Annotated in this window: 20 protein-coding genes; 14 read left to right on the top strand and 6 right to left on the bottom strand. The window is 35.4% G+C overall.

The window, feature by feature from the left end:
* Window positions 1-230 precede the first annotated feature (230 nt).
* From C1634_RS13380 to C1634_RS13325, 12 genes are all read left to right on the top strand, one after another.
* Window positions 231-956 (top strand): polysaccharide lyase family 7 protein, encoded by a 726-nt coding sequence (locus C1634_RS13380; protein ID WP_103233507.1) that lies wholly within the window; start codon window positions 231-233, stop codon window positions 954-956.
* A 171-nt stretch (window positions 957-1,127) separates the two neighbouring features.
* The gene (locus C1634_RS13375) at window positions 1,128-1,730 is read left to right on the top strand and encodes an HPP family protein (RefSeq protein WP_103233508.1); all 603 of its coding nucleotides are present in this window, start codon (window positions 1,128-1,130) and stop codon (window positions 1,728-1,730) included.
* 3 nt (window positions 1,731-1,733) lie between these two features.
* Window positions 1,734-2,078: a hypothetical protein gene (locus C1634_RS13370; RefSeq protein WP_103233509.1), complete on the top strand. Its 345-nt coding sequence runs from the start codon at window positions 1,734-1,736 to the stop codon at window positions 2,076-2,078.
* 27 nt (window positions 2,079-2,105) lie between these two features.
* The gene (locus C1634_RS13365) at window positions 2,106-3,011 is read left to right on the top strand and encodes a TIGR01777 family oxidoreductase (RefSeq protein WP_109738573.1); all 906 of its coding nucleotides are present in this window, start codon (window positions 2,106-2,108) and stop codon (window positions 3,009-3,011) included.
* A gap of 53 nt (window positions 3,012-3,064) precedes the next feature.
* On the top strand, window positions 3,065-3,646 hold the full coding sequence (gene nudK, locus C1634_RS13360; protein ID WP_103233511.1) for a GDP-mannose pyrophosphatase NudK: 582 nt from the start codon (window positions 3,065-3,067) through the stop codon (window positions 3,644-3,646).
* Between the two features lie 103 nt (window positions 3,647-3,749).
* Window positions 3,750-4,124 (top strand): hypothetical protein, encoded by a 375-nt coding sequence (locus C1634_RS13355; protein WP_202980633.1) that lies wholly within the window; start codon window positions 3,750-3,752, stop codon window positions 4,122-4,124.
* A 78-nt stretch (window positions 4,125-4,202) separates the two neighbouring features.
* Complete coding sequence (locus C1634_RS13350; RefSeq protein WP_109738572.1) at window positions 4,203-4,661, top strand: DUF2750 domain-containing protein; 459 nt, start codon at window positions 4,203-4,205, stop codon at window positions 4,659-4,661.
* Between the two features lie 26 nt (window positions 4,662-4,687).
* Window positions 4,688-5,365: a DUF2306 domain-containing protein gene (locus tag C1634_RS13345; protein ID WP_109738571.1), complete on the top strand. Its 678-nt coding sequence runs from the start codon at window positions 4,688-4,690 to the stop codon at window positions 5,363-5,365.
* Window positions 5,366-5,641: 276 nt separating this feature from the next.
* A complete protein-coding gene (locus C1634_RS13340) occupies window positions 5,642-6,022 on the top strand; it encodes a VOC family protein (protein ID WP_103235101.1) in 381 nt (126 codons plus the stop codon).
* A 211-nt stretch (window positions 6,023-6,233) separates the two neighbouring features.
* Window positions 6,234-6,998 (top strand): hypothetical protein, encoded by a 765-nt coding sequence (locus C1634_RS13335; RefSeq protein WP_103235102.1) that lies wholly within the window; start codon window positions 6,234-6,236, stop codon window positions 6,996-6,998.
* Between the two features lie 209 nt (window positions 6,999-7,207).
* Window positions 7,208-8,110, top strand: coding sequence for a retropepsin-like aspartic protease (locus C1634_RS13330; protein ID WP_103235103.1), 903 nt, complete (start codon window positions 7,208-7,210; stop codon window positions 8,108-8,110).
* 143 nt (window positions 8,111-8,253) lie between these two features.
* A complete protein-coding gene (locus tag C1634_RS13325) occupies window positions 8,254-8,700 on the top strand; it encodes a KTSC domain-containing protein (protein ID WP_103235104.1) in 447 nt (148 codons plus the stop codon).
* Between the two features lie 82 nt (window positions 8,701-8,782).
* Here the strand turns inward: C1634_RS13325 and C1634_RS13320 are convergent, their stop codons facing one another.
* Together C1634_RS13320 and C1634_RS13315 are read right to left on the bottom strand one after the other, a co-directional pair.
* Window positions 8,783-9,559, bottom strand: coding sequence for a GLPGLI family protein (locus C1634_RS13320; RefSeq protein WP_109738570.1), 777 nt, complete (start codon window positions 9,557-9,559; stop codon window positions 8,783-8,785).
* A gap of 55 nt (window positions 9,560-9,614) precedes the next feature.
* A complete protein-coding gene (locus C1634_RS13315; protein WP_109738569.1) occupies window positions 9,615-9,809 on the bottom strand; it encodes a hypothetical protein in 195 nt (64 codons plus the stop codon).
* Window positions 9,810-10,036: 227 nt separating this feature from the next.
* On the opposite strand from C1634_RS13315, the gene C1634_RS13310 reads away from it, so the two are divergent.
* On the top strand, window positions 10,037-10,534 hold the full coding sequence (locus tag C1634_RS13310) for a hypothetical protein (RefSeq protein ID WP_109738568.1): 498 nt from the start codon (window positions 10,037-10,039) through the stop codon (window positions 10,532-10,534).
* An 82-nt stretch (window positions 10,535-10,616) separates the two neighbouring features.
* On the opposite strand, the gene C1634_RS13305 is transcribed toward C1634_RS13310, so the two are convergent.
* The 4 genes from C1634_RS13305 to C1634_RS13290 form a co-directional block, all read right to left on the bottom strand.
* On the bottom strand, window positions 10,617-13,805 hold the full coding sequence (locus tag C1634_RS13305) for an efflux RND transporter permease subunit (RefSeq protein ID WP_109738567.1): 3,189 nt from the start codon (window positions 13,803-13,805) through the stop codon (window positions 10,617-10,619).
* Between the two features lie 7 nt (window positions 13,806-13,812).
* Entirely contained in the window at window positions 13,813-14,874 is a 1,062-nt protein-coding gene (locus tag C1634_RS13300; protein ID WP_103233205.1) for an efflux RND transporter periplasmic adaptor subunit, read from the bottom strand.
* A gap of 9 nt (window positions 14,875-14,883) precedes the next feature.
* On the bottom strand, window positions 14,884-16,236 hold the full coding sequence (locus tag C1634_RS13295; RefSeq protein WP_109738566.1) for a TolC family protein: 1,353 nt from the start codon (window positions 16,234-16,236) through the stop codon (window positions 14,884-14,886).
* Window positions 16,237-16,328: 92 nt separating this feature from the next.
* Window positions 16,329-16,922, bottom strand: coding sequence for a TetR/AcrR family transcriptional regulator (locus tag C1634_RS13290; protein WP_103233207.1), 594 nt, complete (start codon window positions 16,920-16,922; stop codon window positions 16,329-16,331).
* Window positions 16,923-17,101: 179 nt separating this feature from the next.
* On the opposite strand from C1634_RS13290, the gene C1634_RS13285 reads away from it, so the two are divergent.
* On the top strand, window positions 17,102-21,013 hold the full coding sequence (locus tag C1634_RS13285) for a DUF7948 domain-containing protein (RefSeq protein WP_109738565.1): 3,912 nt from the start codon (window positions 17,102-17,104) through the stop codon (window positions 21,011-21,013).
* Window positions 21,014-21,023: the final 10 nt, after the last annotated feature.

Genomic DNA, 21,023 nt, shown 5'->3' with positions numbered 1-21,023 from the left:
TGCATTACAAAGGATTTTCCCTATTTAATTTATTTTTTACAAATTCTTAAAAATGCCTGATATGCAAAAAGAAAATATTGAAGTCAGAGCGGAACATCTTCTACTCTGACTTTCTTTTTTACAGAAAACGGATAAAGTACTTTTTAATATTTTATTAATGATATAGGTAGAACCTTATGTAAGAAAAACATCTAAATTCGTGTAGATTATTTCGATATAATTTACTTTGTATGAAAAATTCTAGTAAAACTATGGTAAAATATATGTTGTTTTTACTGTGCCCTGTTTTCTTTCCAGCACAGAAAAGCTCTTATGCTAAAGTTCCTCAAAACCAATTTGATTTAAGAGGTTTTGATCTCCAGTTACCTCTTCCTAAAAATAATTCTATTGTCATTATAAAAGGTCCTGATGTATCCAATTTTTCTTCAGAGAATTTCTATTACTTTCCTCAGGACAAAAGCATCCGTTTCTTTTGCTCTTCGTATGGGCAGGCAACCAAAGGCTCTCATTATCCCAGAACAGAATTACGCCAGATCAAAGAATGGCATTTTGAAAACAAGCACAGCTTACAGGTGAAAATGTCTGTTTGGCAGCAACCATCATCCGGAAAAATTATCATTGGGCAGATCCATGGAAGTTCTAAAGGTACAGAAGCCGTAAAACTATGGTGGAATAATGGGGAAATTCAGGCCGGCTTCAAAAAGGAAGTTAACGGTAAGGAAGAACGTGTTACCCTTCTAAAAAATATTCCTTTGGGACAGATTTTTGAGTATAATATCCAGCAGGACGGTTTAAATGTACAAGTGAAAATTAATCAAAAAAACACCACCTTCACATTGGGAGACAGCTGGAAATCGGAATATGTTTATTTCAAAGCGGGAAATTATCTTCAGGATAATAAAACTCCGGTAACATCTGGAACCCTGGCTATTTATCAAATTAAAATGAGTCAGTAATTTTTTTCATCAAGATTATTGTAAAGATTGTCTTCTTTATTTTTCTGATCATTATCATTCCCTTCTGATCTCTATCCATTTACAAACGGATAATTCTGTATCTTTGTTCTACTTTCGAAAAAAGCGAATGCATTTTGTAGAAAATCAATTATAAAAAATAAAGAAGACTAAATGAAGAAGACGATAAAAAGAACGTTCAGAGTTTCCAAATATGTGATCTATAAAGAAACGCTTGTAGATTACAAAGAGCATTTCTGGTCATTTCTGGGTGCATTTTTTGGGATTGGGATCATCGCCTTTATCCAATCTCATTCATTAATGGAAACAGAGAATATATTTCTGATTGGTTCTTTTGGAGCTTCAAGTGTTCTTATATATGGAGCCATTCAGAGTCCGCTGGCACAGCCCAGAAATCTTATAGGCGGGCATGTTCTGTCAGCATTAGTGGGGGTTACAGTCTATAAATTCATCCCAGATATCATCTGGCTTTCGGCTCCTTTGGCAGTGGCTTTTTCCATTGTATTGATGCAGTATACAAAAACTCTGCACCCGCCAGGTGGTGCTACCGCTCTGATTGCAGTAAGTTCTACGGGAAAAATTCCGGAATTAGGATATTGGTATGTCATCTCTCCTGTTCTTTCAGGATGTATTATTCTTCTCATTGTAGCCTTATTTTTTAATAATATTACGCCCAACAGAAGCTATCCTACTCACAGCATGTTTAAAAAGCTGCTGAAGAAAAGACACACCCATGCTCACAAAATAAAAAAATAAACAATGAATTGTCTGGAATGTGGCGAGAAAATAATCGGAAGGTCAGATAAAAAATTCTGCAACGATGCCTGCCGGAATGCCTACAACAATAAGCAGAATAAAGATTCTAGCAATCTGATGCGGAATGTGAACAACAAACTCCGCAAAAACTACCGCATCCTTATGGAAATCAATACCGATGGTAAAACAAAAGTTACGAGAGCCAGACTGGATGGCTTGGGTTTTGATTTTGATTATTTCACCAACCTGAAAGTTTATAAAAACGGTTCTGAATACAAGTTTATTTATGATTACGGCTATAAACTTCTGGAAGAAGACTTTGTGCTGATTGTAAAAAACCAGGCATAAAACCTTACACACCTTAAATAGAATATTATGAAAGAAGTTGTTCTGATCACCGGAGCCAGTGGCATGATCGCCAAAGAACTGGCAAAAAAAATAGGTAAGGAATACGAAATCAGGTTTCTGACCCGAAAAAAGAAGCATGATTATGACTATGAATGGGACATCAGAAAAGGAAGTATGGATGAGTCTGCCTTAGATCATGTTTCTCATATTATCCATCTTGCGGGTGCCAATATTTCAGAAAAACGCTGGACAACGGAAAGAAAAAGAGAACTGATTTCCAGCAGAGTAGATTCAGCGGAGTTACTCAGAACTACTTTAAGGAAAAAAAATATAAAGCTCAAATCTTTTATTTCAGCTTCAGGAATCAATTTTTACGGTACAGAAACTTCAGAAAAAATTTATACTGAAACCGATCCGCGGGGCAATGATTTCTTAAGTGAAGTGGTCGTTCTATGGGAAAAAGCAGCTGATGAATTTAAGGAACAACATCTGGCTGAAAGAGTTGTCAAAATACGGACTGCTGTCGTACTTTCCGAGAAAGACGGAGCTTTAAAGAAAATGATTCCTCCTATTCAATATTATATTGGCTCACCCTTAGGAAGCGGCAAACAGTATATGCCGTGGATTCATATTGAGGACATCTGCTCTATCTATGAATTTGCTCTAAAAACCCCAGCGGCAGAAGGCGCTTATAATGCGGTTTCTCCACAACATGCTACCAATCGGGATCTGACAGAAAAAATCGCAAAAGTACTTGAAAAGCCTTTATTTATGCCTAATATTCCGGGTTTTGTTTTAAAACTGATATTTGGAGAACTGGCTACCGCTATATTAGAAGGTTCAAGAGCTTCCTCAAAGAAAATTCAGGATGCAGGATTTCATTTTAAATTTCCGGATCTTACTGAGGCTTTAAAAGATTTATTGAAAAAGTAACCGTACAATAGAACATCATATTCAATTAAAAAAAATCACCCTATTTATTTCTAATGAAAAATCCTAATATAACCTTATTAAACACAGAAATTCTTTCAGATAATTGGTATACTTTAAATAAAGTTACGTATTCCGTTTCAAAAAAAGACGGAACCACAGAAACCCAGAGCAGAGAAGCGTATGACCGTGGAAATGGTGCTGTTATTCTTCTTTACAACAAAACTTCCAAGACAGTGATCTTAACCAGACAATTCCGACTGCCTACTTACATCAACGGAAACTCTACGGGAATGCTTATTGAAGCCTGTGCAGGACTTTTGGACAATGATAATCCGGAAAACTGCATAAAAAGAGAAACAGAAGAAGAAACCGGGTATAAAATTTCCAAAGTTGAAAAAATATTTGAGGCCTATATGTCACCCGGATCTGTGACAGAAATACTCTATTTCTTTATTGCAGAATATTCTCATGAAATGAAAATTAATGATGGTGGCGGATTGGAAGAAGAAGGAGAAAATATAGAAGTTCTGGAATTACCTTTTGAGCAAAGTCTTAGCATGATTGACACCGGAGAGATCAAGGATGCTAAAACAATTATGCTTTTGCAGCACTTACGCATCAAAGGGATATTGTAGGAATAAGATATCAATGATGATGGATCGATGATAATTAATACTTGAACACTGCATATTTAAATAAAATTATTAACTTATAACTCTTATTTTAAACTATTAACAGATGATTGAACATGTGAAGCTTGCCATTAACCCCAAATTTCAGGATTGGGTTCTTTTTGAAAATGGCACTTATATTATTTTTGATGACATCAGTACTATCGAAAATGTAAAAGAGGAAGCATTACAATTAATGAAAGAATTCGGGCCGGTTTCTGCCGGAGGTCCTGCCGGTGATTTCAATGTAATTCATTTAACCCTTACTGAAGGATGGTTGGTGTCCGGGCATGGATATGGTATGTATACGTATGTACATCCTTCCGAACTGGACAATGAATCCCCAAATGATCTTGAAATAGGACTTTACGGTAGATCTAAAAGAGATTCAGATGGTCAAAATCCCCAAATTATTCATATCAACAGCAGTGAAATTTCATAAAATATAATATAACACTTAGCATTCAACAATACAACAGCCAATTCATCATTCATAACTAATCATTTATAATTAAAAATAATGCTTCAAGACCATATTACGGTTCAGAACCGCCATAAAGACTTTATCAAAAAAATCAGTGAGACAGGAATAGTGTATGCTTTAAAGGATGAAAAAGGATATGCGACCTCCTACTCCAGCGAAATAGAGTATGAAGACGGTGAACCCGTACAGATCATTTGTTTCTGGTCAGATGCTGCAAGAGCAAAATCGTGTATAGAAAACGAATGGAATCAGTATGAGGCTTCTTCTATTCCCTTGAACGAATTCCTGGAAAACTGGTGCTTAGGAATGAACAGTGACGGGCTCATCGTGGGAACCAATTTTGACAATAATCTGTTTGGGTATGAAGCAGAACCTTTAGAACTGATTCTTGATATTATTACAGAACTGAGAAGCATCGGGAAAACTCTGGAACTGAGAAAATTTGAAAATATGGAAGATCTTGAAAATCAGATCAGGGAAGTTTTGAAAGACTAGATATTCAATACTTTTAATCAGAAAAGATGAAGTCTTTAGGAATAAAAATCATTAAGGTAACCGGTTTATTTTCAATTTTCATTTTCAGTATTCTAATGCTGAAAACTATTTCGCAGTACACCTCTCTTGACAAAAATATTGGCTTTCTTGCTTTTAAGCAGCAGGTAGTAGGCAATCCGTACTGGATGGCTTTTTTCTACATTCATATCTTTTCAATCACACTTTGCCTTTTGGCTGGTCTGACCCAGTTTTCGAATCGTTTTTTGGTTGAAAACAGAAAACTTCATAGAATCATTGGTAGAATATATGTTTACAACATTCTTATCATCAATGTTCCGGCATGTTTTGTACTGGGAATTTTTTCAAACGGAGGACTTATCGGAATTACAGGATTTCTGATACAGGATATCCTTTGGGCTTTTTTCACCGTTGCTGCCGTACTTTCTATCAAAAAACAAAATGTCAGCAGGCATAGAACTTATATGTTTCTAAGTTATGCAGTAACTACCACAGCCATTACTTTCAGAATCGTTAAAAATCTGTTTTATAATGAAGAGCACCATGATTATCAGCTTTTTTATGGTTTGAATGTCTGGGCAGCCCTTTTTATAAACCTTTTCATTGCTTATTTAATTCTCAGAAAAAGTGTAGTCTTACCTGGAAAAATCAACAGTGGAAAAGAAAATATAGAGACTGAGAAATGATACCAGAAAAAATGATCCGATAAATAGTAAGGTATTAAAAAGCTCTTCATATTTATTATTCCGGGTCCATCTACTGAAAAAACGCATCATCAGATAAGCGATCCCTCCAAAAACAGCGATAATACATAAAAGAAAAAAATAATATATCATAGTTTTGTGTTAATTCGTGTAAATCTATTATTTTAAATCCAAAAAAACAATCAACAATAGTAATGCCAGGCTTATAAATAAACTTACTTTTGATCGATATTTATGAATAAAAATAAAAGGTAAATTATGGAAATAAAGAATCTGGACCATCTTGTATTAACAGTGGCCAACATTGATAAAACCATTGAATTTTATACTAACATAATGGGATTTGAAGAGGTCACTTTTGGAGACAACAGAAAAGCTCTGATTTTCGGAAATCAAAAAATCAATCTGCATCAGAAAGGACATGAATTTGAGCCCAAAGCAGAAAGCCCGACCTGTGGTTCTGCGGATCTTTGTTTCATTGCTCACACCCACATTGATGATGTGATGGAGGAACTGAAGCAGAAAAATGTGGATATCATTGAAGGAATTGTAGACAGAACCGGAGCTGTAGGAAAAATAAAATCGGTTTATTTCCGCGATCCGGATCAGAATCTCATTGAGGTAAGTAACTATTACTAAGTAAAAAACTACCCTAATCTCCGTTTTCTTCACCCTTTTTTTAGTATTCTATTTTCTTCAATTTGTATAATTTTAGAATAATGGTATAAAATCTATATAAAATTTGCAAAATCAATTGAAAAAATCTATTTAATCCTTTAGATTTCGAATTTAAAGCCTTAATTTTGCATAGAAATTCAGAAAATTCGGATTCTTTCAACAAGTTATGTGCATGAAAAAAATGATGATTGGGCTTGCTTTGGCCTTATCCATTACTATATGGGGGCAAAAAACTCCTGCTAAAGCAAACAATCTGACCCCTTACAGCTATCAGACTTTTAATTGTGACAATCAAGGGTATTTTGACTCGGCTAAATATAATAAAGAAGAAATAGACGGAGTCAATAAGCTTTTATACCAATTCAATGGAGTTGTATTTGATACCCGACCTGTTTTTAAACTTTCCCAGCTCGAAGAAATCCGTCAAAACAGAGAAACTTATTTACAGGATCTTGAAAAGCAGTATGAGGAAAAGAAAAAGGAATTGTACAGCCTTAAAATAATTGATCTTCCAAGATGGAAAAAGCTTCAGGAGGAAGTCATGGAATCATTTGAAAACGAATACCAGCTGAATAAAGAAGAAATTATCGCGTATTCTGATCCTTTCACCCTTAAAAACAGTAAATATTATAATACCTGCAGAGAGCAGATTGACGCTATATCTTCTCCTGACAGAGAAAAGATGTTTGCTGCCTGGAAAAACTATATTGAGCTTAAAAGCAAAAATAATTCTGATCCACAGGGGGTAATGTCAAGATTCAATACCAAAATGAGTGACCCGCAAAAGGAAGATTATGCTTTGATCGATATGATTGGTCTGGGTTTTCATAACTGTGCCAACAGCAGCTTCAGACAAAAGCGTAATGATGAAGAAACTTCTTACAAGGATTTTGATAAGATCTTTACAAAACTGAAGAGAACTTGTGATGAGCCGTAGGGTTGATTAGAAGATTAGAAGATTAAAAGATTTAATTCTTAAAAATATAATGACAGTATCCGGAATGGATACTGTTTTTTTATGAAAAGAAGTTGTGGGATAATGCAATTGAGAACAGTTAAGGAACGGTTAAAGGAGGGTTAATGGTCTGTTATTTCTTTGGGAAAGCGATAATTCCATTTATTTTCGCCCATCTAAAAACCATTTACATGAAACTCATTCTTATTTTTCTGACATCGCTATTTTGTACCGCAATATCTGCTCAAAAATCACCAACAGTCATTCCTTTTTCGCTGGAAAACAATTCCATGTATGTGTATTGTAAAGTGAATAAAACCGACAGCATTAAGTTCCTGTTCGATACGGGTGCTGACGGTTCTGTGATCAATATCAACTCAAAGAAAAAAGTACCGCTGAAAATTGATGGTAAATCTGAAAACAAGGGGTCAAACGGTGTAAATATCGTGGAATACAGCAGCCACAATACCGTACAGTTTGGAAATATCCAGAAAAATGATATTCAATTTACTCTTATTCCCTATGATTCTGCCAATTTTGACGGAGTTTTCGGAACAGATCTGATGAAGGGAAAAATCATTGAAGTTGATTACCATAAAAACGAAATCCGGTTTTATGAAGAAAGTAATTTTTCCATTGACCTGGCAGAATATGAGAAAATGAAACTTCATATGGTGGATAACTACCCTTCTGTAGAAAGCAGTATTATTGTGAATGGTAAAGAATATTCCGGGCTCTTCGGGCTCGACAGCGGTGCGGATGATGCACTTACTATAGCTTCTCCTTTTGCAAAAAACAATGCTTTATCCAAAACCATGAAAACTATAGGAAAAGCTACTGCTCAGGGTTCAGATGGCTCTGTGTATGAAATGCCTGTTGTCCTTTGCCCCGCTATAAAATTCGCACAGAAATATCTTTATAACCTGCCGATTACCCTTTCCGGCTCCACAGAAGGAATTGATTCTACAGAAAAAATGGCGGGATTTTTTGGAAATCAGTTTTTAAAAAGATTCAATACTGTAATTGATTTTAAGAACGGTTTTATTTATTTTAAATTGAATAAAAACCTGTACTCGCAGTTTAACTCATTGTAAAAGTTAATTGTACAAATTTCACAGGTCTATAATCATAATTATATTTTCATCTTATAACGTGCTAAATAAATTAATAATGAATAAGTTATGGTTTATCAAATTAAAATCCTTAATTTTGCACCCCGAAAATAAGGATTAGAGATATGAAAAAAATTGGTGAGCACAGAACACTTCTTGGGGTAGATAAAAATGTTACTTTAAGAGAATTGAAAACAATTTACAGAAATGTGATGAAAGATACACATCCTGATAAATTCATAAATGATGAAGCTGGAAAAATTGAAGCTGAAGAAAAAAGCAAGTCTGTGATTGAAGCCTACCATTTTTTGGTGAGCATTAATACCGAAACACAGGAAAAATATAAAGAAGAATACACAGAAACGACTACAAAATCTAACATTCAGGATTTTTACCTTGAAAAATCGATTTTGACTGTTCAGCATTTGAATGGAAACATGTATGAGTATATTGGAGTTCCAAGAAATACCTACATCAAAATGGTCAACGCTGATTCACCAAGCCGTTTTGCAAGAAGACATATCTACGGAAATTTCGTGTATAGAAAGTCCGGAGAAGCAATGGCAGACTAATTTTTTTTATTACAATATATAAGAGCTTTCAGTGTATTCTGGAAGCTTTTTTTATAAGTGGGATATCTTAAAAAAGGTATTTTCAGTATATACTTAATTCGATAGGATTATATTGTTTTGCTCTTTCAGAAGATTTTTTTCTCAACATATTCAACGTTTCTTTATCCTCAATAACTTCGTTAAACTGATTTTGGTCAGCTATTTCCTTACGCTGGTAATCAAATATTTTGGATTTCTCCACAAACTTGGCATCTGTATTCATATTTGCAGATTTACACACATACTTTCTTTTACCAAACTTATATAAAGTGTAATGATACTCATTATTATCATCATATACCTCTACAATTAATCCAGGTAATTTGTTGAATTTATACGGACCAAATGGAAAAGGAATATCTTTAGCAAACCAAGCTATCCAATTTCTACCATATTTTTTTGATGTTGCTTTTTGAACTTTATACCTTCCAATCGTCTTATATTCATTTATTAATTTCCAATCTATATCATTGTTTTCCTCATATTTGAAATTTTTATTTGAAATAGGAGCGGTAACATAGATTTTTCCATTTGTTGTACCAATATTTTCACGAAAAGGAGTAAAGTATTTGCCATTACTACTATTTTCATCAAGCCTCTTTTCGTATCGTAAAGAATCTCCGACATATTTATTCATATTTTTGAAGTAAGATTCTTTTTCATTTATTAATAATGCAAATGCAGCCTCTTCAAGCTTTGCATTTTGAACATTAAGCATTTTATACTGTAATTTATAATCTGCTTCATAAACAACATTGAAACTTGTTTGAGAAATCAATTTTACAGACAAAAGAATAAAAAATATAATAAGCTTTTTCATAATTTAAAAGGGAAAGAATCCACAAATTAATTATGGATTCTTGGTTTGTTAATAATTAATGGGTGTATAAAATTACATTAGCATACGTCCCACAAACAGCGAAGTTAATTGATTCGCAAATATTTTCAATATGTGCCAAAGAGCCTGTTGCTCCATTTACCATTACAATCTGTCCACAAGAAGTTCTGAAAGGAAATGCACTTACTACACCTGCTATTAATATTGTACTTAATAAAATTGTTTTTTTCATAATTGTTTTTTTTAAATAGTTGATAATTAGTTTTAAATTTGAATTAAAAGTATCAAATAATTCAAACTAATAGGGAATTATTTTATTATGTTAAACAACTGAAAATCTATCATTTACTTGGATTAAAAACATATTCAATAAAAATTCGTGAATACTTGAATGTTTATAAAATATAATTCATAAAAAGATTTTATTACCCGAATAAATTATTATTAAAAAAATTACAAATGACAGAATACACCTACCAGGAATTAGTAAAAATTATGTCTTCCCATGCTGAGAAAATAAATTCCAACATTCAAAGAGAAGAGAAAATCGCAATAGAGATTGAGCAAGCGATAACACAGCTTGAGTATAAAATTACAGAGCTTAAAACGATGCACATAGAACCTGATTTAAGCCATTTAAATTCTTTTTACAAAACAAAGACTGAAGAAAATATAAAGCGTCTTAATTCTCGATTACAGGTTCCACGCTTGAGTTTCTATGTATGGATTTCTTCTTTCGCAATGCTTATCATCAGCTTTGGTGTGTTCTTTTTTGTCTACTCCAAAACCGCAAAGGCAAAAGCAGAAACCCAGAAAGAATATAAGGAGCTGCTTCTGAAAAACAATATAATCATCTCCAAAGAAAAGGGAGAACTTTTAAAGGATATGGATCTCTGGTTCAAAAGTGATCCACAATCAACCCAGAAATTTATCCATTGGCGTCACAACCAGAAGTAAGCAATCCAATTGATAAAAACACAGATATAAAAAAGCACCTCAGAAAATCTGAGGTGCTTTCGGTTAATTAAAGGTTGTTATATTATTCTACATGCTTCGAAGTGAATCCATCTTCACTTAGCTCTCTATGCTCATAATCAGCTTTCATTTCAGCTTCATAATCCACTTTTTCATGTTTACCCATTCTTCTTAAGATAGAGTCAAATAATGAATAAACTACCGGTACAATAATTAGAGTCAGGAATAAAGATGATGTCAAACCACCGATAATTACCCAAGCTAATCCGTTGTTCATTTCTGCTCCGGCACCTTTTGCAATTGCAATCGGGATCATACCGAAGATCATCGCGATAGTGGTCATAAGGATCGGACGAAGACGTGCGTGGTTTGCCTGAATCAAAGCATCATGCGTACTTGCACCAGCTTCTTTTCTCATATTCGCAAAGTCGACAATCATAATGGCGTTCTTCGCGACCAAACCAATCAACATGATCATCCCCAGCATCGTAAATATGTTTAATGAATTTCCGGTGATGGCAAGAATAACCATTACCCCGATCAATGCCAGAGGGATGGAAAATAATACCACGAACGGATATACAAATGAGTCATATAATGAAACCATTACCAAATAAACCAATACAATAGCAGCCATCAATGCAATCCCTAAAGTACCGAAACCTTCGGTCTGGTTTTCCATATCACCACTCCAGATATAGCTTACTCCTGCCGGTTTGGTCTTTTCGTTGTCCATAAATTGAGCAGCCCATTCGTTGGCAACATCCCCTACAGGACGACCTACTACTTTAGATTTTACCTTTACAGAAGGTGCTTTATCTCTACGTTCCAACAAACTTGGTCCTGAACCCATTTTTACTTCTGCAAACTGGCTCAATCTTACCTGTTCTCCTTTAGGATTGGTAAACATAAGATTTCTTACATCTTCAATAGACTTTCTGTTCGCATCTCCAAAACGGATATTAATATCATATTCATATTCTCCAGCTCTGAATTTTCCGTCTGTATTTCCGTTAAATGCAGTCTGCATTGTTTGTCCTACACTAGAAAGGTTTAAGCCTAAAGAAGCCATTTTATCTCTGTCGATATTCACCTGCACTTCAGGACTTCCGGCATCAGTTGATAATTCGGCATCTACAGAACCAGGAACTTTTTTAAGTAACTCAAGAATTCTGTTGGCCTCTTTATTTGCTGTTTCGTTATCCTGAGCTGTCACTACCATCTCAATAGGTGCATTATCTGCTCCCATTAATCCAATCGGTGCCGTTTTAAATTCAACTCCTGTGAATTTTTCTTCTAAAGCTCTCTTGATTCTTGCAGACTTGATATCTGTGCTTTCATTACGCTCAGATTTATCTACTAAAATTACCTGAATTTCTGATTGATACAATGTAGCCTGTGCCCCACCAAAACCTGACGACTGCTGACCAACTGTTGTGATCATATCTACAACATCTTTGTCTTCTCTCAGATATTTTTCAACAGCAAGAGTAACCTGATTGGTTTTTTCTACAGAAGCATCTTTTGGTAATTCCATCTGAACAAGGAATTGTCCTCTATCCATTTTAGGGAAGAATTCACCTCCGATAAATCCAAATGCAACCAACATAAATGAAGAGATCAAAATAATAAATGTTATAATAACCGTCATTACTCTTCTTAATGTCGTTTTCAAACACCATTCCAGAATTCCTGTAATCCAGTGTGTGAATTTTTCCAATTGCTTTTCGAACCAAAGAATAAACTTCTCAAAAGGGTTTTTACCTGAAAGGTGTACCAATTTACCATATCTTGAAGATAGCCAAGGAATAATCGTAAATGACGCCAATAACGAGAACATTGTCGCAATAACTACGGTAACACAGAACTGTGCCAGGATATCAGCAACCAATCCTGAACTCATTGCAATCGGTAAGAATACCACCACAATTACCAATGTAATCGCCGTTACGGTAAATCCAATTTCCGAAGCACCATCGTATGCCGCACGAATTCTGCTTTTCCCCATCTCCATGTGACGATAAACGTTCTCCAAAACTACAATCGCATCATCCACAAGAATACCAACAACTAATGAAAGTCCCAGTAAACTCATCAGGTTTAAGGTATACCCCATCAGATACATTCCAATCACCGTTGCAATCAATGACATCGGAATAGAAACCATTACGATAAATGCATTTCTGATGTTATGAAGGAACAATAACATTACTACTGCTACCAGGATAATCGCTAAGAATAAATCGAAAATTACATGGTCTGCAGCTTCAAGCGTAAAGTCTGTTGTATCATCTACAATATTTATTTTAATCCCCTGGGTTTTATAATTGGTCTGAACATCAGCGATTGTTTTCTTAATTAATTCTGAAACTGAAACCGCATTGGCATCAGATTGTTTTTTAACCTGAAGTAAAATCGTTGAATTCTGGTTATATCTTGCCACTTTCTCCACATCTTTCTGTGTATCGAAAACAGTTGCAATATCAGATAAACGAACCTGAGCTCCATTTTTATTGGAAACGACAAGGTTATTCATCTCCGCAACATTTTTATACTTTCCAGAAAGTCTGATCGTAGATCTTGAAGTCCTCGTTTTCAAAGCTCCCGTCGGGAAATCCAGATTGGAAGAAAGAATTGCCTGCTGTACATCTGCAATGGCAAGACCGTATCCCTGCATTTTCTTTTCATCCAAACTTACCTGAATTTCTCTTTCCTGGCCCCCTACAAGGTCTACCTGAGCAACACCGTTTACACGGGAAAAGATAGGCTCTATTTTTTTATCTAAAAGGTCATAAAGATCTTTATTATTCAGTTTATCACTGGAAATACTCAAAGTCATAATCGGGAGATCATCCAATGAGAACTTTTGCAAGGAAGGAGGATCTGCATCATCGGGAAGATCTGCCAAAATAGCATTTACTTTTCTCTGTGCATCATTCAAGGCATAGTTTACATCGGCACCTGTATTCAGCTGCACCATGATAACCGATAAACTTTCGTAAGATGAAGATTCTACTTTTTTCACGTTTTCCAAAGAACCAACAGCATCTTCAATTTTTCGGGTTACCGAAGTTTCCACCTCAGCAGGTGAAGCTCCCGGATATACCGTAGAAATGGTTACCATATTGGTTTCAAACTTTGGAATCAACTCATACCCCATCATGGAGTAACTTAATAAACCACCCAGCGTAAGTATCGTAAATAATACGATAACCAGCGATGGCCTTTTAATGGATATTTCTGCTAACTTCATCTTCTGCTTACTTTACGATATTGATTTTCGAACCATTATCAAGGTTAATCTGTCCGCTGGTAACTACCTGCTCGCCTCCATTCAGTCCGCTTAAGATCTGAACTTTGTCGCCGTATACTTTTCCGGTCTGAACCTTAATTAATTTAGCAGTACCATTGTTTACAATAAATAACTGACCTGAACTTACTCCGTTTACAAAAGCTTGTGCAGGAACAGTCAACATATTTTGGGTTTCAGCACCATGATTGGTTTTAAATGTAGCCGTTGCATACATCCCTGCTTTTAGGTTTCCTCTATTCTGAACCTCAATTTCAACCGGGAAATTTAAAGTAGCATCACTTTTAGGAGCAATGAATGTAATTCTACCACTGAAAGAATCTTCCGGTAACACATTCACATTAATTGGAACTTCCTGACCAAGTGCAATTCTGCCAATCTGGCTTTCGTCTACCAATACAGAAAGTTTAAGGCTGTTGATATTAACGATTTCAAACATGGAAGTTCCTATAGAAACTACTGTTCCAGGCTCAACCATTTTTTTATTGATCGTACCACTGATTCCTGCACGGATACTTGTATCATTTACTCTTACTCCCTGAGCTTTAACGGCAGCCTGCATATTTTTCAGCTGTAATCTTGAATTATCAACCTGTTGTTTTGTAACTCCACCTGTTTTGTATGCATTTTCATAACGTTGGTTGTCAATGATTGCATTCTGTAAGTTGTTTTGAGCCTGACTAACATCAACTTCGATAGCATCTCTTTTTATAGTTGCTAATACCTGACCTGCTGATACTCTTGAACCTTCTTTAACCAAAACATTTACAATACGTCCTGCGATTTCAGAAGACTGGTTCATTTCCTGTTTTGGAAGAAAAGTTCCGTTGGCTGAGTAGTCTGTATCAATATTTTCTCTTGTAACGGTTACAATATTAACGTTGATTTTATCTACCTGCTTGGCAACCTCTTTTACTTCCTTATTCTGCTTTTCTTTGTTACCGGCAATCTTATAAGCTGCTAAACCTACAAGTACAGCTGCTACGATGATATATATTAAAGTTTTTTTCATTTTAGTTTATTATAAGTTTTGTAGTGTGTTTAGTTCACCCTTAGCTTTTATCAGCTTGATCTCTGCCTGTTTGTAATCTAGCAATGCATTAGAATAGTTCTGTTTTGCCTGTGTCATAGCATTTTCAGAATCCAGCACTTCTGTAAGAGTTGCTAAACCATATTGATAGTTTGCCTGAGTGTTCTTCTGAACTCTTTCTGCCAATCCCACATTATCTTTCATGCTTTCGATATTAATCAATGCATTTTCCATATTGGTGATTGCATTTTTATAATCTAAACTTAAGCTCAATTGAGTGTTTTCAATATCAACATCAAGATCCTGAATATCGATTTCTGCCTGATTGATCTTCGCTTTTGTAGCTCCTCCCGTGAAAATAGGAATATTTACATTCAAACCAATTGCTGAATAATCGCTCCAAAGAACTCCCTTACTAAGACCGTTTGTCAACGGGAATTTTGCTCCGTTTGCTCCCCATCCGTAGTTTGCAGTAAGATTTACTGATGGATAAAGATAAGCTTCGGTTGCTTTTTTATTGAAAACCAAAAGTTCTCTGTTTTTATTTAGAACTTTGATCTCTGTACGATCATTAAGATTTACGTTGCTTGCAATGAGCTCAGGCTTTGGCTGGATCTCTTTTTCTTCAAGCTCGATGTCTGTAGCAATAGGGATTCCCATATAAAACTTCAGCGCATTTTTTGAAAGCTCAACAGAGTTGATTAAAGTCTGCTTATTGGAACCAATATTCGTAAGCTGAACATTTGTTCTGTCTAAATCGATTGATTTTGCCAAACCGTTATCAACTAAGCTCTTAATAACATTTCTTACTTTTTCAGTGTTGGCATAGCTGGCAGTTACCGTTTTAAGATTTTCCTCCTGTACAAACACCTGATAATAAGCTGTTGCTACATTTTCAATAATCTGTTCATTGGTTAATTGAGCATTCAGTACATAAAACTCTCTTGTTGATTTGGCAGCTTTAAGTCCTGTAAATACCCTTTGGTCAAAAATCGCCTGCTGAAGTTGTACGGAAGCTGTGGAGCCCCACGGCTGCCCAAACTGAGCTCTGATTTTCTCTCCTCCAAATTCCAGTAAAGATTCCTGAATAATCGGGTTATAGGTTAAGCCCGCCGTCGCAGTGATCTGTGGAAGAGCACCGGCTCTGGCCTCATCAATCTTATATTCGGCTTTTCTTACCTGTAAAGCAGCTTTTTTGGCTTCTGCTTTATTCTGAAGCGCCTGTTTAATTGCTTCCTGCAGAGAAACTTGCTGCTGGGCAGACACCAATGAACAGCCGAAAATCATAAATGCTGAAGCTATACCAATCTTTAGCTTTGTAGCAGTTATACGTTTTCTATTCATAATTTTATACTTCGTTTATTTTTTATTTAATTTTCTTTCGGTCATTATTTATTTCTAAATGACGAATCATTGTGAGAAATACTTTAGTTTTTTTAGTTTTTGAACAACATATTGATAATAATCTGTTTTCGCTCAGAAATTATCTTATCATATTCTTCATCATTAATTAACAAATTCTCCATAAATAATGGTCTTATGGCACTTGGGAACACCAACAACGACACCATATTCAGAATAAACTGAACCGGAGCCATTTTCTCAATATTTCCCAATTCCATTTCTTTTTCGATATCACTATACATCTCGTTCAGGATATCTTCTTCAATTTCTCTGTGATGGCAGGTCCCTTTATTGATCTGTGATACGATATACGTTTCCAGATACGGATACTGAAGACTTGTAGAAAGGCTGCTTTCTATGAATTTGCCGATCTTTTCTTTAAAAGGCAGATCAGAATTCTGAATGATCTTCGATTTTTCCTGCTCTACTCTCTGCGCATCGTCAAAGATGATCTGGATAAGCTTATCTCTTGAACGGAAATAGTAATTAATAAGGGTCCTGTTCACCCCTGCTTCATCTGCAATCTCCTGCGTAGTAGCATCAAATTTTCCTTTCACAAAGAACAAATTCTTCGCTGTCTCTTTGATCAATTCCTGTGTTTGGTCTTTTTTTGCTTGATTTGACATTTTTGTTAAACAAATTTGTGCAAATTTATACTAAATTTTATTTTTGACAAAATTGTTAAACAAAAAAATTAAACACTCATGTTATGATATGCGTCATATTTTTGAATTTAAGATTGTGATTAGTTAATGTTTAACGAGAAGTGTATTTTTATATCTTTGCCGCAAAAATTAATAACCTGATGAAGAAAATTCTTTCGCTGTTCTCAGTTTTGAGCATCATACTTCTACTTTCACAAAAAAAGATTTCTGACAACAACTCCTATTATTTCTATGAAAACAAAGGCCAGATTATTGATCAGGACGGGAAAGAAAATAAAGATGTCAAATATCTTTTCCATTCTAATGGTCTGAATGTACAGCTTCGTTCTAATGGTTTTTCTTATGATATTTATGAAACCAAGAAAACGGTAAATCCTAATTTTTCAAAAAAGACAGAAAACACAGTTCCAAGCCCCAGCCATTATAATATTGATGAATATATTTATGAAAAGCTGATACACAGGATAGATATTGAGCTTGTAGATTCTAATAAAAAAGCAGCCATTTTATCAGAAGGAAAATCTTCTGATTATGACAATTATTACAACCTGCCCAATCATCCAAAAGGAGTAGCCAACGTTTACCGGTATCAAAAAATCCGTTACAAGAATATATACCCTCATATAGATCTGGTTTTCTTCAAACCCAACGACCCAATAAAACCTATAGAATATAATTTCATCATCAATCCTGGGGGAAAAGTTTCAGATATTAAAATGAAATTTAATGGGGCTCCTACTCTGATCAAAGAGGGAAAACTAACCATGAATGTACGTTTTGGAGAAATCTATGAAAATATTCCTAACAGCTGGATTACTGGAAATACAAAAACAAGCATTGATGTTTCTTTTAAAGATCTTGGCGATCAGACTTTTGGATTTAATGCTCCGTTGAATACTTCTGATAAAACGATTATCGTAGATCCTGTACCTACAAGGATATGGGGAAGCTATGCAGGAGGATATGGAGATGACTACGGGAGAATCAAAACAGATTCTCAAAGTACAGGATACTTATATGGTACAACCAATAGTACTACTAATTTTGCGACATCCGGCACCTATCAGCAAAACGTGGTCGGCGCTCTTGATGCGTTCCTGATGAAGCTGACAAAAAATGGACAAAAACTTTGGGGAACCTATTATGGTTTTGGAATGACTGATGTATTTACTGATGTCGATTTTGATGAAAGCTTTAATATTTATGCTGGTGGAACCGTTCAAAGAGGGCAATACAATGAAAATATTGTTGTAGTAAAATTTAATAATAACGGGAGTTTCGTTTTTCAAAAAGAATTTGTTTCAAGCAGGCAAAGCAAACTTAATACTGTTTCTTATAATCAAAATCATGTATATATTGGTGGGGATTCCTTTAGCCCCGACTTTCCTACTGTCAATGCAATGCAACCCGCAAAGTCAACGCCTATCGGATATACAGATGGTATTTTAGCATCTTTAAATTCAACAACCGGTAATGTTGACTGGGCAACGTATTTTGGACGAAGCGATGGCTCTACTTCTATTTTTCAGATTCTCTCCTCGAACGATAATCTTGAAATAATTGGGGCAACACAGTCTTCAACCATTCCTATGGTGAATGCTTTTCAGCCTTTAAAAGGAGGTGAATCAGACGGAATATATCTCAGAATCTCAAAATTAGGAAATAACATTCTCAAATCAAGCTATTATGGGAACACTGGCTCAGAACAAATATGGAAGGCAGGAATTGTAAATAATACTTTGATTATTCCAGGGAGATATACTACGACTGCTTTTCCCATGGGACAACCAGGAATATGGCGTGTAAACTTAGCCACTCATGCTATTACAAAAAGCTATTTCGATTTTACAGGTTCTTTTCAATTATTGGCATATCCCGACACTTCCGGAAACGTTTTTTTTACAGGATTACATTCAAGTGGGCAACCTGACATATCTACTCCCGGAGCATATATGGGTATGCCTGCAATGTATAATGCTACATTTTTAATTAAATACAGTCCAAATGATGTAAAAGAATGGGGTACTTATTATACAGGAAACGGAGCTACACAGCAAGGTGAAGTTACAAAAGATAATGATGGAGCAATTTATCTGACGGGAATGTCTGGTGGAAATACATCTGGTATTGCAACAACCGGTACATTTCAACAGTCACCTGGAGGCGGAAATGATATTTTCATTGCTAAATTTCAGGATTGTACTTCATCAGCAGTTGTTACGTCTAACTCTCCCGTATGCCCTAACCATACAATCCAACTTAATGCTAACGGAGGAACAACATACAACTGGACGGGTCCAAATGGTTTCACTTCTAACCAGCAAAACCCAACTATCCCTAATGCAACAATAGCTCATGCAGGCACCTATACATGTCAGGTTTCAGGATCAGGAGCCTGCGACGGTACTTTTACTGTAAACGTTGTTGTGGATGACAATATCGCTCCGGTTCCGAATATTGCTACTCTAGCAGATATTACAGGAGACTGTCATACAGCAATTACGACCGCTCCTACTGCTACAGATAACTGTGCCGGAACAATTACTGCAACAACAACAGATCCTTTATCTTATTCAATCCCCGGAAACTATATTATTCATTGGACTTACAATGATGGGAATGGAAATACAGCGACTCAGAATCAAAATATAGTTGTAACATCTCCTACTATTCCAACAAGTACAAATATCACACAAACTTTCTGTGCTACCAGCAACCCAAAAGTTTCTGACCTCCAGATCACCGGTCAGAATATAAAATGGTATGATGCAGCAGGAAATATTTTACCGGCGACTACTTCTCTTGTTAATGGACAAGCCTATTATGCCTCTCAGACTATTAATGGTTGTGAAAGTAATAAAACAGCTATTCAGGTCACAGTAAATAGTACTCCTAAGCCAACAGCCAATACAAATAAGGATTTCTGTGCTTCTGCCAATCCTACTTTGGATAAGCTGGTTGTAGCTGGAAATTCACTGATATTTTATAATGCAGCCGGAGCTGTGATACCTATGACAACTCCTCTTGTAAATGGGCAAACCTATTATGTAACTCAGACATTAAACAACTGTGAATCTGAGAAACTGGCTATAACCGTGACTCTATCTACAGATAATGTTCCCGCTAAAGATGTTACACAGGTACAGTGCAATACTACTACAGCCACTTCAATGGTAGTCAATCTTCATTCTTATGAAGCGGGTATTATTAACAATCCTGGCGGTTATATTTTTACCTATACGGATACGGCAGGAAATCCTATTGCCAATCCTTCAGCGTATGTGTTAAATGTAGGAACAACCCTTCTCCACGTTAAAGTAGCAACTCCGGACGGATGTTTTAAAGTTGTCAGACTCAATCTTACCCTTAATCCAAAACCCTTTGTTCAGCTTCCTGCTCAACTTGATTTCTGTGAAGGAAAATCGGTGATTCTGGATGCAGGACCTGGATTCAAATCTTATGAATGGAATACCGGAGCAACCACTCAAACCATTACCGTATCTACTCCGGGAACTTATACTGTGAAAGTAACCAATATTTTCGGATGTGAAAGTACAAGTTCTACTCAGGTAAGCTATTCTGTTTTAGCCCATATTGTTTCTGTGAATATTACCAATAATACAGCAACTGTTATTCTTTCTCAGAGTGGAAACTACGAATTCTCTTTAAATAATTTCACATGGCAGGATTCTAATATTTTCACCAATTTAAATATGGGAGAATATACCGTATATGTAAGAACAAAATCCGGATGTATTATCGGACAGAAAAACTTCTCAATATTCAATATTCCTAATGCAATAAGTCCTAACGGCGACGGAATTAATGATACATGGAGAATAGCCGGACTGGAAAACTATCCTGGAACAGAAGTATATTTATATGACAGGAAAGGGGCTATCATCTATAAAGAAGTCATTAAAAAGAAACCTTTCCAATGGGACGGAAAATATGAATCTCAACCCATCTCTACAGGAAATTACTGGTACACTATAAAAGTATCTGATGGAAGAATCTACAACGGATGGCTTCTGATCAAAAACAGAGAGTAACAAAAAAACG

This window comes from Chryseobacterium viscerum, assembly GCF_002899945.2.
GTDB lineage: Bacteria > Bacteroidota > Bacteroidia > Flavobacteriales > Weeksellaceae > Chryseobacterium > Chryseobacterium viscerum.
This window is presented reverse-complemented; position numbering and strand designations above follow the sequence as displayed.